Annotated in this window: 10 protein-coding genes; 5 read left to right on the plus strand and 5 right to left on the minus strand. The window is 60.3% G+C overall.

Translation table 11 applies throughout. The features are described 5' to 3' along the window. The first annotated feature begins 179 nt into the window (after positions 1–179). From dnaA to gyrB, 3 genes are all read left to right on the plus strand, one after another. The gene (dnaA, locus tag PCO31010_RS07725; protein ID WP_150663744.1) at positions 180–1724 is read left to right on the plus strand and encodes a chromosomal replication initiator protein DnaA; all 1545 of its coding nucleotides are present in this window, start codon (positions 180–182) and stop codon (positions 1722–1724) included. 240 nt (positions 1725–1964) lie between these two features. Further along, positions 1965–3071 carry a DNA polymerase III subunit beta gene (gene dnaN / locus PCO31010_RS07730; RefSeq protein ID WP_046290265.1) on the plus strand — a complete coding sequence of 369 codons (1107 nt, stop codon included), beginning with the start codon at positions 1965–1967 and terminating at the stop codon, positions 3069–3071. 180 nt (positions 3072–3251) lie between these two features. After that, positions 3252–5729, plus strand: coding sequence for a DNA topoisomerase (ATP-hydrolyzing) subunit B (gyrB, locus tag PCO31010_RS07735; protein WP_150663745.1), 2478 nt, complete (start codon positions 3252–3254; stop codon positions 5727–5729). Positions 5730–5808: 79 nt separating this feature from the next. Here gyrB and PCO31010_RS07740 read toward each other — a convergent pair whose 3' ends face one another. The 3 genes from PCO31010_RS07740 to fmdA form a co-directional block, all read right to left on the minus strand. Then, entirely contained in the window at positions 5809–7188 is a 1380-nt protein-coding gene (locus PCO31010_RS07740; RefSeq protein WP_150663746.1) for a CitMHS family transporter, read from the minus strand. Positions 7189–7501: 313 nt separating this feature from the next. Beyond that, complete coding sequence (locus PCO31010_RS07745; protein ID WP_150663747.1) at positions 7502–7840, minus strand: FmdB family zinc ribbon protein; 339 nt, start codon at positions 7838–7840, stop codon at positions 7502–7504. Positions 7841–7865: 25 nt separating this feature from the next. Then, on the minus strand, positions 7866–9104 hold the full coding sequence (gene fmdA / locus PCO31010_RS07750; RefSeq protein ID WP_150663748.1) for a formamidase: 1239 nt from the start codon (positions 9102–9104) through the stop codon (positions 7866–7868). A gap of 329 nt (positions 9105–9433) precedes the next feature. Here fmdA and gdhA point away from each other — a divergent pair, with 329 nt between their 5' ends. Together gdhA and PCO31010_RS07760 are read left to right on the plus strand one after the other, a co-directional pair. Continuing rightward, on the plus strand, positions 9434–10777 hold the full coding sequence (gene gdhA, locus PCO31010_RS07755; protein ID WP_150663749.1) for an NADP-specific glutamate dehydrogenase: 1344 nt from the start codon (positions 9434–9436) through the stop codon (positions 10775–10777). Between the two features lie 312 nt (positions 10778–11089). Beyond that, positions 11090–11893, plus strand: a complete 804-nt coding sequence (locus PCO31010_RS07760) for a class I SAM-dependent methyltransferase (protein WP_150663750.1) — start codon at positions 11090–11092, stop codon at positions 11891–11893. Between the two features lie 18 nt (positions 11894–11911). Here the strand turns inward: PCO31010_RS07760 and PCO31010_RS07765 are convergent, their stop codons facing one another. Continuing rightward, positions 11912–12745: an AraC family transcriptional regulator gene (locus PCO31010_RS07765; RefSeq protein WP_150663751.1), complete on the minus strand. Its 834-nt coding sequence runs from the start codon at positions 12743–12745 to the stop codon at positions 11912–11914. Between the two features lie 76 nt (positions 12746–12821). Beyond that, positions 12822–14834 carry a propionate catabolism operon regulatory protein PrpR gene (gene prpR, locus PCO31010_RS07770; RefSeq protein ID WP_150663752.1) on the minus strand — a complete coding sequence of 671 codons (2013 nt, stop codon included), beginning with the start codon at positions 14832–14834 and terminating at the stop codon, positions 12822–12824. Positions 14835–14993 lie beyond the last annotated feature (159 nt).

Below are 14993 nucleotides of genomic sequence, written 5' to 3' on the forward strand. Positions count from 1 at the left end.
TGCAATGCGCCGCTGGTCCGACTCGATCCCGGCCGGTCATCCGTCCCCCAGCGTTGGCGGACGGATTTCCGGCTTGGTTTGGCGCGTTCTGCCCCCATATCTGATGTAACGGATAGTGGACGGCAAGAGCGCCAGACGAAGCAGTCGGATGGGCCCCGCGCCACCTGGACACACGCTGCATGAACGACTTCTGGCAACACTGCGCGACCCGTCTCGAACAAGAGCTCACGCCTCAGCAGTTCCGTACCTGGATCAAACCGCTGGCGCCGCTCGATTTCGACGAACAGGCGCGCACGCTCAAGATTGGTGCACCCAACCGCTTCAAGCTGGACTGGGTGAAGAGCCAATTCTCCGGGCGCATCCAGAGCATGGCGTCGGACTATTGGAATGCCCCGATCGAAGTGACGTTCGTCGTCGATCCGAAGGCCAGTTTGCGGGTGCCCTCTTCCACGACGGTGACCCCGCCGCCGACACCGAGTGCCGCGCCCGCCCCCGTGCCGACGACTGTCGCGCGCGCTAACCCGACCGCTGCCGCAGCCCACTCGGCTGTGGCAGGCGCGAATGGCAGCCATGCGGCAGATGCCGTAGCGCTCGACGGCGAACGTCCCAATCTGGAAGCGAGCGAAGCCGAAGCCGTGCGCCGCAACTGGCGCGTCACGCCGCAGGAGCCCGCACAAGTCGGCGAAGTTGAGTCGATCTACGAGCGCTCGAAGCTCAACCCGGTACTGACCTTCGACAACTTCGTGACGGGTAAGTCGAACCAGCTCGCCCGCGCGGCCGCGATTCAGGTGGCGAATAACCCGGGGACTTCGTATAACCCGCTGTTCCTGTACGGTGGTGTCGGTCTGGGTAAGACCCACTTGATCCACGCCATCGGCAACCAGTTGCTGGCCGAGAAGCAGAACCCGCGCATTCGTTACATCCACGCCGAGCAGTACGTATCCGACGTGGTGAAGGCGTATCAGCGCAAGGCATTTGACGAATTCAAGCGCTATTACCATTCGCTCGATCTGTTGCTGATCGACGATATTCAGTTCTTCTCCGGCAAGAGTCGTACTCAGGAAGAATTCTTCTATGCGTTCGAGGCGCTGATCGCGAACCGTGCGCAGGTGATTATCACGAGCGATACGTATCCGAAGGAAATCACCGGCATCGACGACCGGCTGATTTCGCGCTTCGATTCGGGGCTGACGGTGGCCATCGAGCCGCCCGAACTCGAAATGCGTGTGGCGATCCTGATCAAGAAGGCACAGGTCGAAGGCGTGGGATTGTCGGAGGACGTGGCGTTCTTCGTCGGTAAGCACCTGCGCTCGAATGTCCGTGAACTGGAAGGTGCGCTGCGCAAGATTCTGGCGTACTCGAAGTTCCACGGCCGCGAGATCACGATCGAGCTGACGAAGGAAGCGCTGAAGGATCTGTTGACGGTGCAGAATCGTCAGATTTCCGTCGAGAACATTCAGAAGACGGTCGCCGATTTTTACAATATCAAGGTCGCCGACATGTATTCGAAAAAGCGGCCTGCCAATATCGCACGGCCGCGGCAGATTGCCATGTATCTGGCGAAGGAACTGACGCAGAAGAGCTTGCCGGAAATCGGCGAACTGTTCGGTGGCCGCGACCATACGACGGTACTGCACGCGGTACGCAAGATTGCGGAAGAACGAGGCAAGGATGCGCAGCTCAACCACGAGTTGCACGTGCTGGAGCAGACGCTCAAGGGGTAACAGCCAGCGAAGGCGCAGGGGGACGGGCGGGGTTGCCTGCATCCCTGTGGATAAGCTGGGTGCGGTTTGGGGGGAACTGGTGTTTTCGGGCACAATAGCGGATCGGCGCACAATGCGTCCCCGGCTCGTCCACAGCGTTTTCCGCCCTGTTATCCCATCTGCAAGCGATTGATTGATAAGGGAATCTTCGGGTTTTCAGCAGAAACTGGCACCCGTTAACAGTTACTACGAAGGATAAATATGCAATTGGTCAAAACTCAACGAGACAATCTGCTGCGGCCGCTGCAAATTGTGAGTGGCATCGTCGAGCGTCGCCACACGTTGCCGATTCTGGCCAATTTGCTGATTCGCAAGCACGGACAGGACATTTCCTTCCTGTCGACCGACCTTGAGTTGCAGATCACCACGACCGCTGACTGCGGTGCCGGCGCCGATGATGTGGCGACGACCGTGGCGGCGCGCAAGCTGCTCGACATCCTTCGCAACATGCCGGACGCCGAAGTGGCGCTCTCGCTGTCGGACAAGCGTCTGACGGTGCAGGCAGGCAAGAGCCGTTTCCAGTTGCAGACGCTGGCGGCTGAAGATTTCCCGACGGTGGCCGAAGCCAACGACTACGCCGCGAGCTTCGCGCTTCCGCAGCGTGCGTTCCGCCAACTGCTGGGCATGGTGCACTTCGCGATGGCGCAGCAGGACATCCGTTACTACCTGAACGGTATGTTGCTGGTGGTCGAGGGCGAGAAGATAGAAGCGGTTGCGACGGACGGTCACCGTCTGGCGTACTGTAATACGACGATTGCCGGTGAGAAGTTTGCGCGTCAGGAAGTGATCATCCCGCGCAAGACGATTCTCGAGTTGCAGCGTCTGCTCGAAGACATCGACGATCCGGTACAGATCGACGTGGCGCCGAGCCAGGTCAAGTTCCGTTTCGCGAACGTCGAGCTGGTATCGAAGCTGGTCGAGGGCAAGTTCCCCGATTTCAATCGTGTGATCCCGAAGGGTTACAACAAGAGCTTCGTGATCAGCCGTGAAGAGCTGCATCGTTCGCTGCAACGTGCGGCGATCGTCACGTCGGACAAGTTCAAGGGTGTGCGTTTCCTGGTGAGCGAAAACCAGTTGAAGATCAGCGCGAACAACACCGAAAACGAAGAAGCGCAGGAAGAAATCGAGATCGATTACACGGGCGAGTCGGTGGACATCGGCTTTAACGTGACGTATCTGCTCGACGTGTTGTCGAACCTGAAGGTCGAGCAAGTGAAGGTGAGCCTTGGCGATGCCAATTCGAGCGCACTGATCACCCTGCCGGACAACGACGAATTCAAATACGTCGTCATGCCGATGCGCATCTGAGCGGATATTCCGCCATACGCGCCGTCACACATGCGCGAAGGGGCCGAGCGCCCCTTTGGCGTTTCTAGAGAATTATCCTTTTGCGGGATAAGCGGCCTTCGGAGCGCCAAAAGCGTGCGGGGGGCGGCAGGTCATGAAGCAGTAATTCGTCAGCAATGACGCAGTAACCGGAAGATTGTCATGAGCGAACAGCAAAAGCAGGCCGAAAACGGCTACGGCGCAGCCTCCATCCAGATCCTCGAAGGTCTGGAGGCTGTACGCAAGCGTCCCGGCATGTACATTGGCGACACGTCGGACGGCACGGGCCTGCATCACCTGGTTTTCGAGGTGTTGGATAACTCGATCGACGAGGCATTGGCGGGTTACTGCGACGACATTCACGTCGTCATTCACGCCGACAACTCCATTTCCGTGACGGACAACGGTCGCGGCATTCCCACGGGCATCAAGTTCGACGACAAGCACGAGCCGAAGCGTAGCGCGGCGGAAATCGTGATGACGGAACTGCACGCGGGCGGCAAGTTCGACCAGAACAGCTACAAGGTGTCGGGCGGTCTGCACGGCGTGGGTGTGTCGTGCGTGAACGCGCTGTCGACCTACCTGAAGCTGACCGTGCGTCGCGACGGCAAGAAGCACTTCATGGAGTTCCATCAGGGCGTGCCGCAGAACCGCGAGCTCGAGATGGTCGACGGCGTCGAGACGTCGCCGCTGAAGCTGCTGGGCGACACCGACAAGCGTGGTACGGAAGTGCACTTCCTGGCCGACGAAACGATCTTTGGCAAGGTCGAATACCACTACGACATTCTCGCCAAGCGCATGCGCGAGCTGTCCTTCCTGAACAACGGCGTTCGTATTCGTCTGACGGATCAGCGCACGGGCAAGGAAGACGATTTCGCCTTTGGCGGCGGCGTGAAGGGCTTCGTCGAATACATCAACAAGTCGAAGACGGTGCTGCACCCGACCGTGTTCCACGTGATGGGCGAGCGCGACGGTATCGGCGTGGAAGTCGCCATGCAGTGGAACGACAGCTACAACGAAACGGTGCTGTGCTTCACGAACAACATTCCGCAGCGTGACGGCGGTTCGCACTTGACCGGTCTGCGTGCGGCGATGACGCGCGTGATCAACAAGTACATCGCTGAGAGCGAGATTGCGAAGAAGGCGAAGGTCGAGACGACCGGCGACGACATGCGCGAGGGTCTGACCTGCGTGTTGTCGGTGAAGGTGCCGGAGCCGAAGTTCTCGTCGCAGACGAAGGACAAGCTGGTGTCGTCGGAAGTGCGTGCGCCGGTGGAAGAGTATGTGGCGAAGGCGCTTGAGGACTTCCTGCAAGAGACGCCGAACGACGCGAAGATCATCTGCACGAAGATCGTGGAAGCGGCGCGTGCGCGCGACGCGGCACGCAAGGCGCGTGAAATGACGCGTCGTAAGGGCGTGCTCGACGGCGTGGGCCTGCCGGGCAAGCTGGCAGACTGCCAGGAGAAGGATCCGGCGCTGTGCGAAATCTACGTGGTCGAGGGCGACTCGGCAGGTGGTTCGGCGAAGCAGGGCCGCGACCGTAAGTTCCAGGCGATTCTGCCGCTGCGCGGCAAGGTGCTGAACGTTGAGAAGGCGCGTTTCGACAAGCTGATTTCGAGCGAGCAGATCGTGACGCTGATCACGGCGCTGGGCTGCGGTATCGGGAAGGACGATTACAACATCGATAAGCTGCGTTACCACCGCATCATCATCATGACCGATGCTGACGTGGACGGCGCGCACATCCGCACGTTGTTGCTGACGTTCCTGTACCGTCAGGTGCCGGAGCTGATCGAGCGTGGTTACGTGTATATCGCGCAACCGCCGCTGTACAAGGTCAAGCACAATAAGGACGAGCGTTACATCAAGGACGAGAGCGAGCTGGCGCAGTACATGCTGAAGCTCGCGCTGAACAATGCCGAGCTGACGCCGTCGACGGGCGCTGCCCCGATCTCGGGCGACGCGCTGGGCGAGCTGACGCGCAGCTATCAGCTGTCGGATGGTGTGATCGAGCGTTTGAGCCGCTTGTACGAGCCGTCGGTGCTGACGGCCGTGACCGAAGGCGTCGAGATCAATCTGGACACTGAGGAAGCGGCAGCGAAGTCGGCGAAGGCGCTGGAAGCGGCACTCAGCAACGACCCGCTGGCCCCGGAGATCACGATCACGGCGGTGACGGAAGAAGTCGAGAACGCCGACCCGGTGGTCTCGCTGCGCGTGGATCGTCGTCATCATGGCAACGTGAAGGTGACGGTGCTCGATCCGGACTTCCTGCAGACGGCGGATTACGCGCAACTGCTAAAGACGGCGGAAACGTTCAAGGGTCTGATCGGCGAAGGTGCGACGATCAAGCGCGGCGAGCGCTCGCAACCGGTGACGAACTTCAAGTCGGCCATGAAGTGGCTGATGGCGGACGCCGAGAGCAAGCTCTCCAAGCAACGCTATAAGGGCCTGGGCGAGATGAACGCGGAACAGCTGTGGGAAACCACGATGGACCCGTCGGTGCGCCGCCTGCTGCGCGTGCAGATCGAAGACGCGATTGCTGCGGATGGCATCTTCACCACGCTGATGGGTGATGATGTCGAGCCGCGTCGTGCGTTTATTGAGAGCAATGCGCTGCGGGCTGGGAATATTGACGTTTGATTGCGTGTAGATCGCTCAATAGCGAAAAAGAGCCCGGAGATTCTCCGGGCTCTTTTCATTTCCACCGCCTTCACCCTGTTCACATCGAAATCGGAATTCTTCCAAGCGCCACGGCACAGGCGAGTAGCACGACAGAGAATCCCCAGACGGTCAGCAGTGAATAGCGGATGTGCCGTCCCATTTCGAGATTTGCTAACCCGAGGGCTAGCCATAGGGCGGGAGAGAATGGGCTGATGAAGGTGCCGACGATGTTGCCGATCGTCATCGCATAAAGGGTTGCCGAGGGTGACACACCGAAGCTCGATACCACCTCCTGAACGATGGGCAACAAGCCGAAGTAATACGCATCCGTGCTCAACACCAACTCCATCGGCGCACCGAAGAATCCCAGCACAAGGTGCAGATGGGGCGTCAGCGCGGTTGGCAAGACTCGCGTCAGATCGCCGGCCATCGATTTGAGCATGCCGCTACCGTCCATAATGCCCAGAAAGGCACCGGCAGCCATGATGATCGAACTCATCACCAGCGCGTTAGGGGCATGCATCTTGATGCGCTCGATCTGGTCGCGCGCGTTTGGGAAATTGATGGAGAGCGCCACGGCGAGGCCGATCATGAAGACATAGGTTGACGGCAGCGCGCCTGTGACAAGTCCCGCCAATACCATGACGAAGATCGCACCGTTGAGCCACATCAGTCTTCGATGCCCTAACCCCTTGCACACAACAACGTCATCGACAGAGCACGGCTCACCGCTCGATTCGCCAGCCCCGGCGTCTGCCGAACGCCAGTCGTCAAATCGTTCATCGTCCCCTCCCGACAACGACACACCAAGGGCGTTTAACGCACGTGCCCGCTTTGCCTCCCTGACGCCAAGCAGCACCGCCAGCATCACCAGCAACACCGCGCCGATCGCCTGAATCGCGATCAATGGCCGCCAAAGCTCGGTTGCCTCGATGCCAGATACGACCGCAGCCCGACCGAGAGGGCCCGCCCACGGCGTCATATTGAAAATTCCCGCACCAAGGGTGAGCAGCATGAGCATCAGGTACGGACTCATGTTCAATCGCCGATACAGCGGTAGCAGCGCCGGAATCGTGAGAAGAAACGTCGTAGCGCCCGCGCCATCGAGATGCGCGACCATGCCGAGCAACGCCGTCCCGACCGTGACCGCGATCACGTTGCCGCGCGTCGCCACCAACATTGCGCGCAATAGTGGGCGAAACAGGCCGGCGTCCTGCATCACGCCGAAGAAGACAATGGCGAACATGAACATCGCCGCCACCGGCATGACCTTCAGCAAACCCGAACTGAAGAACGCACCGATCTGATCGACGCCGAATCCGGCAAGGACGGCACCGATCAGAGGCACCAAGGTAAGGCCGACGATGGGATTACTTCTACGCGTGAGCAACAACCCAACTACGACAACGATGATTGCGACACCGACTGCTGTAAGCAAATCCGTCTCCTGTTATGAACGGTGTGGATGTGGAGCGGCATCAGGAAATGAGCCGTTGTTTGCATCGGATCGTGACGCGTGAGGCACCGTGTCGGAACCCTGACAGGCATTAGGCGGGAAGATGGCGGACGTTCAGCAGTCTATCGTCTGAAGCAACGGCGATTTCAGGGAATCATCCCAAATGTTGATGAATCGACGAGGTTGGGCGATTTTCCGAAGCGAGGGGATGTGGACTGTGTCTCAAACAAAAAGCCCCTCGAATCCTGCGACCCGAGGGGCTATCACCCGTCAAACCGGCATCAAACCAAAAGCGCTAATGACTGATCATCCACGGCCTGCCTGCCGGACGCTTAAGCCCCTCTGACGCCGCTGCCCCAGCGAGAGCAACCTTCCCTCCCGAGCAACAGCGACACCCCGCCCGATGTCTCGGTGCGGCGCCATCCCCAGACTGACGCGGCGCATTCGCAGCGCGTTCATTCGTCGCATGCGCAGAACGGCTTGCATTCCCCATCAGCGCCAACGCTGGCGCGGTGATCACTCTCGACCCTTCCCCTCCACACTCGGGGCAATGACACGGGTCATCCCGATCTGCAATCCGTCGCATCACCGCAAACGTCCCGCAGTCCGCACATTCGAAGTCGTATATCGGCATTGCTATCTCCGTCACGTTCGACGCATCAGGACTTCGCCAAATCCGGCGAACACGGCATATCGACGCCACCCTTCACGTGCTTCACCGGACCATCCGCGTTCGGGCGGATATCGAAGTCGAAGATCTGCGTGGGCAGCCAGAGCGTTGCGCAAGCATTCGGAATATCGACGACACCACTGATATGCCCTTGCACCGGCGCGCATCCCAGAATCGAATACGCCTGCGCACCCGAGTAGCCGAACTTCTTCAGATACTCGATGGCGTTCAGACACGCCTGGCGATAGGCGACCGTCACATCCAGATAGTGCTGGCCGCCCTTCTCATCGACGGAGATGCCTTCAAAGATCAGGTAGTCGTTGTACGTCGGCGTGATCGGACTCGGCTGGAACACCGGATTCCGAATGGCGTACTTCTCCATTCCGCCTTTAATCACGTTCACGCGCATGTGCACCCAGCCAGCCATTTCAATCGCGCCGCAGAACGTGATCTCTCCATCGCCCTGGCTGAAGTGAAGATCGCCAACAGACAGCCCGGCGCCATCCACATACACCGGGAAGAAAATCTTCGAGCCGCGTGACAAATCTTTGATGTCGCAGTTGCCGCCATGCTCGCGCGGCGGTACTGTCCGCGCACCGGACGCCGCCGCTTTCTCCTTCGCCGCACCCGACAATTTCCCCATGTGCGCGGTCGCGGCAAACGGCGGGTTCGCGAGCGGCGGCACCCGCTGCGGTTCCTTCGCGATCAAGCCGGTCTCACGCGCATTCCACGTCTCAAGCAACTTCGGATCCGGCAAACAACCGATCAATCCCGGGTGAATCAGCCCCGCGAAATTCACACCCGGAATGTGGCGCGAACTCGTGTACAGCCCGTGAAAGTCCCAGATCGATTTCTGTGCGTGCGGATAGTGATCCGTCAGAAATCCGCCGCCGTTCGTCTTCGAGAAGAAGCCGTTGAATCCCCACTGACTGTCCGCCTTCGCGCCGATGTCCAGCAGATCCACCACGAGCAAGTCGCCCGGCTCCGCGCCTTTCACACCGACAGGACCGGACAAGAAATGGACGATGGAAAGATCGATGTCGCGAACGTCGTCCGCGCTGTCATTGTTCTTGATGAAGCCGCCGGTCCAGTCGTAGGTTTCGAGAATGAAGTCGTCGCCGGGTTTGACCCAGCAGGCCATTGGAATGTCCGGATGCCAACGGTTGTGGACTTGCTCGTTTTCGTAGGCGGATTGGTTCAGGTCGACCTTGATGAGAGTTTCTGCCATTGCGCTCGCTCCTGGTAATGGGCCAGTGGGGGACACCAGCGATCAAACAGACGCCTGATGGCGTCGGATTCACACAGAGAGGTATTCGAGAACTGCGGACATCAACAACACAGCCAAAGACTGATGCGAAGAACGGACGTGAAAAATCGATGTATGGAGATAAATAGGTAAATTGCCATCGGGCAGCACAATTACTTTGCACTACGTCGAATAACAGCACAAACCACCGTATTTCCCCTGATATTTTTGTTTTCCGATCATATCGCGATCCTAATTGGTGCAAAATACTTTCTCTGCACAAGAATAAGCACCATCGATGGGCATCCGAGATGAAATATCAATCACTTGACGATTTTCTGCGCTCCACCGCCGAGCGCAACCCCGGCCAACCGGAATTCCTGCAAGCTGTCACAGAGGTGATGGAAAGCCTCTGGCCATTCATATCGCAACATCCCAAATACGCCGAGCATGGTCTGCTGGACCGTCTGGTCGAGCCGGAGCGCGCCGTCATGTTCCGTGTCTCGTGGGTTGACGATCATGGCGACGTGCAGGTCAATCGCGGGTATCGCATTCAGCACAGCTCCGCCATCGGTCCGTACAAAGGTGGCCTGCGGTTCCATCCGTCCGTCAATCTCTCGATCCTGAAATTCCTGGCCTTCGAGCAGACTTTCAAGAACGCGCTCACCACGCTGCCGATGGGCGGCGGTAAAGGCGGCTCCGACTTCGATCCGAAGGGCAAGAGCCCCGGCGAAGTCATGCGCTTCTGTCAGGCGTTCGTCACCGAACTCTTCCGTCATGTCGGCAGCGATACCGATGTGCCTGCGGGCGACATCGGCGTCGGTGGTCGCGAAGTCGGCTTCATGGCGGGCATGATGAAGAAGCTTTCGAACCGCGCCGATTGCGTCTTCACCGGGAAAGGGTTGTCCTTCGGTGGCTCGCTGATTCGTCCTGAAGCTACCGGCTACGGCACCGTGTATTTCGCAGAAGAAATGCTCAAGCAGACGGGCCGCAGCTTCGAAGGCTTGCGCGTGAGCGTCTCCGGCTCGGGCAACGTCGCGCAGTACGCCGTGGAGAAGGCGATGGCCCTTGGCGCGAAGGTCGTCACCGTGTCGGATTCGAGTGGCACGGTCGTGGATGAAGACGGCTTCACCAGTGAAAAACTCGCTGAGCTGATGGATGTGAAGAACCATCACTACGGACGCGTGAGCGACTACGCTAAACGCACCGGGAGCAAGTTCCTGGCGGGCGAGCGCCCGTGGCACATTCCGGTCGACGTTGCGCTGCCCTGCGCCACGCAGAACGAACTCAACGCTGACGATGCCGAAACGCTCATCGGAAACGGTGTGATCTGCGTCGCGGAAGGCGCCAACATGCCGTCGACGAACGAAGCGGCGAAGCGCTTCGAGAGCAAGGGGATTCTGTACGCACCGGGAAAGGCCAGCAATGCCGGTGGTGTCGCGACGTCAGGGCTTGAGATGAGCCAGAACGCCATGCGCATCTCGTGGCCGCGCGAGGAAGTCGATGCGCGTTTGCACGACATCATGCGAAGCATCCACGAAGTCTGTCTGCACCATGGCCGTCGTGCGGATGGCTCGGTGAGCTACGTCAACGGGGCCAACGTCGCCGGCTTCGTGAAGGTCGCCGATGCCATGTTGGCGCAAGGCGTGATCTGATCGGGACGTTCGTATCGCAACACAAAAGCGCTGTCGTAAAAGGCAGCGCTTTTTCATTTGCGGAAGATGTGGCGTAACATACGCGACATCCCTTCCTTTCGGCCGGAGTCCATCAGAATGAACAAGTAATGCCGGATGTGCTTTTGCATCACGTCCTCTCGCTGCCTGTCACGCGAGCGCATTGCTTTTAGTTTTGATGATCGAGTTTCGGCCGAAGACTGACGCCCTCATTGTCAGTCCTGTCGCCTTCGCGCATCGTCTGCGTTTCGCGCTTTCAACGGCAGTTTTCCGTCCTTTCAACTGGAAGACACCATGCCTGAATCATCCCCCCACCTCCCCGACGTCGCAGAATACAACCGCACTGCATGGGATCGCCAGTCGGCGAAGCAATGCGAATGGTCGCGTCCGGTCAGTGAACACGTTATCGCCGCTGCACGCGAAGGCGACTGGCGCGTGCATCTCACGCCGTCGCTGCTGCCCGACGGATGGTTGCCGAACAACGTTCGCGGACTTCGCATTCTGTGCCTAGCGTCTGGCGGCGGTCAGCAAGCGCCTGTGCTTAGCGCTGCCGGTGCAGACGTCACCGTGATGGACATCTCGTCAGCGCAACTCGCCCAGGACGACATGGTCGCGCAACGCGACGGCCTGACGCTCACGACGCTGCAAGGCGACATGCGTGACCTTTCGATGTTTGAAGACGCTTCATTCGACATCGTCTTCCATCCGATATCGAATCAATACGTGCCGGATATTCGCCCTGTCTGGCACGAATGCTTTCGCGTGCTTCGCCCGGGCGGTCGACTGCTCAGCAGCTTCTTTAATCCGGTGGTCTTTGTCGCTGACCGAAATCCCGAGGACGCGAAGCAGGGCATCATTCGCCCGCGCTTCAAAGTGCCGTATTCGGACGTCCGCGATCTGACGCCCGACGAACTCGCCGCGAAGCAATCCGCTGGCGACGCGCTCGTCTTCGGTCATAGCCTCAGCGAGCAGATCGCCGGACAACTCGAAGCGGGGTTTGTATTGAAGGGCTTTCTGGAAGACGAGCAACCGAATCCACGCTTTGTCATCGACCGGTTCATGCCGACATTCATCGCGACCTACGCGATGAAGCTCTGACGTCGATTCGCCCCCACATCACCCCTGCACCGGTATCCAGATCTCCAGCGTTCCCGTGCCGGTGACGGGGTCGAAATCGGCGCTGTAGCGCTCGAAGTCGGGCGCGTCGGCGGCTTGTAGTCCCGACTGCGGCAGCCACTGGTGCCAGATCGTGTAGACGGTCTTGTGAATCGTCGAGATGTGCCCCTTGTGTTCGAACACGGCGAAGCGTACCGACGGAATCTCCACACAGCGGAACGACGCGGGCAAACGATCGCGACGCGTCACTTCCACCCCAGCGATATATTCGAATCCACCGTCGCCATCGGGGTTGCAGCACACCCCGTACGTCACATCGTTCACCTGATCCGGCACGTGACCGATATGAGGGCCGAAGGCTTGCCAAAGCGCGGGAATGCCCTCGTTGGTCGCGAACGTAAAACGGTCGCTCATGCCTGCAATCAACATGGGCACGGGTGTCTCGAAGCGCGGCGCGGGCAAGGCGACGAACTCAATCTCTTTCATGCGAAGGGCCTCCACGAGTCTCAAACCATCAAGGTGACGACGCGCGCGCAACCGCTCGGGCGTGATGCCGAAAGCGTCGGAGAACGCGCGTGTGAACGCCTCGTGAGAGCCATAACCGGCATCGAGCGCTACGCCGAGAATGTCCGGTGCACCGTCGGCCAGCGCGTACGCCGCACGCGTCAGACGACGGGCGCGCACATATCGCATCACCGGCCATCCCGTCGTGACGGAGAACAGGCGCGAGAGCGAGAAGCGAGTCATCTCGCTCGCGTCGGCGATGTGATCGAGCGTCAGCGCGTCACCCAACCGGACTTCGATAAACCAGAGCGCTTTGGCAACCGGATGCATGGTAATTCCGAGAACGTGTCGGCGTGACTATAGGGCAACGCTAATGCGCTGATTTGATCGTTCTTGCGTGCCAAGCTCATTCGCTGGATTTCATCAATCGCCAGAGCGTCGTGCGGCCGATCCCCAGCGCGCGGGCGGCGGCGGCGCGATTGCCGCTGGCGGCTTGCAAGGCGGCAAGGGCGGCTTCGCGCGAGACGGCTTCACGTGGGCCAGCGTCCGCCGATGAGGATGCCAGCGACGGGTCATCGCCCCTGCGCTTCTGCGCACCGAGTCGCGCCAACTCCGGAAACACCTCGTGAAGCGTCTGTGCGTGACGCGCGACGTCGGTATCGAGGTAGATGGCCGCACGCGCCAGCAGATTTTCCAGTTCGCGCACGTTGCCCGGCCAGTCATAGCGATCGAACAGCGGTGCGAGCACGTCGAGAATGGGCTTCGACGCTCGCGCGTCCAATCCGTAATGCGCAGCGCTTCGCGCAAGCAATGTCTGCGCGAGCAGACGAATGTCGTCGCGACGCTCCCTCAGTGCAGGCAACGTCACTTGCAGAAGATTCAGACGGAAGTAGAGATCGGCACGGAAGCGTCCCTCGGCGACCAGCGCGTTGAGATCTCGATGCGTGGCGGCGATCACGCGCACGTCTACCGGCACCGGACGCCCCGAGCCCAGCCGCATTACCTCGCGCTCCTGCAATACGCGCAGCAGTCGGCTTTGCATCGCCGCTGGCATCTCGCCGATCTCGTCGAGAAAGATGGTCCCCGTGTGCGCGATCTCGAACAGCCCGGCCTTACCACCGCGGCGCGCCCCCGTGAACGCCCCCTCATCGTGCCCGAACAACTCGCTCTCGATCAGTCCCTCCGGTAACGCCGCACAGTTGAAGGCGACGAACGGATTGCCGCGTCTTGCGCTCGCGTTGTGAATCCCCTGCGCCACCAGCTCTTTCCCTGTGCCGCTCTCGCCCGTCAGCAGTACCGTCGCGTCGTGCGCGGCCCCCGCGCGGGCGAGACGTCGCACCTTCTCGATCTGCGGCGAGTCGCCGACCAGTTCGACAAGCTCGTGCTTCGCCACGAGATGCTTCGGACGCTGCGTCGTGCGAAGCGACCGGTCGATGCGCTGCGCCATCTGTGCGTCCTGCACGGTGACCACTGCCCCCGAGCGCATGCCGTGCTCGTAGATCGGCACGCAACTCGTGATTAACGCGCGCCCGTCGATATGCGCCAGCCGCTCCTCGACGGCAACGCCATCGTCCGACAACTCGCGGAGCAACGGTCCAAGCTTGCGCGTGAGTTCGAACTGGCGCGCGCCGTGCGTGGCGACCCGCTCGGCGTCGACCCCCAGCAGCGTGAACATCGCCGGATTCACCGCTTCGAGCTGACCGTTGTCGTCGAACGCCGCGACGCCGTCGCGCATATGCGCCACGATGGTGTTCAGACGCATGCGTTTCGATTCTTTCTCGCGACTCACGCGGGCGAGTTCCACCGAGCGCTCGAAGGCTTCTTCCACCGCGCCGAGCGAGTAGAGGAAGACGTGTTCAAGCCCGGCCTCCTGCGCGAAATCGCACGCCATGCCGGGGCCGATGATGACCTTGCAGCCCTGCGCCGCCAGCGTGTCGACGGCGTCCTGCACCTCGTCGACGGAGCGGTACGCGCGCTGACGGATCTGGATCCTGAGCAACTGCCCGAGGTCGTCCAGTTCGCGTGAGACGGTCTCGTGCAGCACGAGACCGAGCGGCTGGTCGGGCCAGGTCGTCGTCGCACGCGTGATGGCGCTGAGCACGTCGAAGCCGTTGACCTTGACCGTCACGACCGGCACGGCGAGGTTCTCGCGCAGATACGCGCCGTTCGACCCGGCGGCGAGCACCACGTCGACCGCCCCCGACTCCACATACGACTGCAACGCCGTGACCGCCGCGCCATAGCCTTCACGTACGGAGTAGAAGCGCGCGCGGTCGGTGTAACGCGGGGCGACCGTTTCGCAAAGCGTCTGCAAGCGGCTGATGCTCACGAGCGCGATGCCCGGGCGACGGGATCGAGGATCGAGTGGCGCGGGCGCGACGTGGTGTGGCGGCACCGCACCGGAATGGCTGGGGGGCATGACGTTGTCTCCGGACTGCTCTGACGGCTCGATGGAACGTTTCAAAAAGTGTTTCATGAAACGTTCCAAATTTTGTTCGCCGATTTTGCCACATCCGCAGAAAACGGACTTCCTAGCGCAAGTCGCTGATTCGACGACGGAATTTTCGGCATTCTCAAG

Source organism: Pandoraea commovens, assembly GCF_902459615.1.
Taxonomy (GTDB): Bacteria; Pseudomonadota; Gammaproteobacteria; order Burkholderiales; family Burkholderiaceae; genus Pandoraea; species Pandoraea commovens.

Excerpts from the sequence above, each read along its gene's own strand:
- gyrB (WP_150663745.1), top strand. The coding sequence starts at position 3,252 with ATGAGCGAACAGCAAAAGCAGGCCGAAAACGGCTACGGCGCAGCCTCC.
- dnaA (WP_150663744.1), top strand. The coding sequence starts at position 180 with ATGAACGACTTCTGGCAACACTGCGCGACCCGTCTCGAACAAGAGCTC.
- gdhA (WP_150663749.1), top strand. The coding sequence starts at position 9,434 with ATGAAATATCAATCACTTGACGATTTTCTGCGCTCCACCGCCGAGCGC.
- PCO31010_RS07765 (WP_150663751.1), bottom strand. The coding sequence starts at position 12,745 with ATGCATCCGGTTGCCAAAGCGCTCTGGTTTATCGAAGTCCGGTTGGGT.
- PCO31010_RS07760 (WP_150663750.1), top strand. The coding sequence starts at position 11,090 with ATGCCTGAATCATCCCCCCACCTCCCCGACGTCGCAGAATACAACCGC.
- PCO31010_RS07745 (WP_150663747.1), bottom strand. The coding sequence starts at position 7,840 with ATGCCGATATACGACTTCGAATGTGCGGACTGCGGGACGTTTGCGGTG.
- fmdA (WP_150663748.1), bottom strand. The coding sequence starts at position 9,104 with ATGGCAGAAACTCTCATCAAGGTCGACCTGAACCAATCCGCCTACGAA.
- dnaN (WP_046290265.1), top strand. The coding sequence starts at position 1,965 with ATGCAATTGGTCAAAACTCAACGAGACAATCTGCTGCGGCCGCTGCAA.
- prpR (WP_150663752.1), bottom strand. The coding sequence starts at position 14,834 with ATGCCCCCCAGCCATTCCGGTGCGGTGCCGCCACACCACGTCGCGCCC.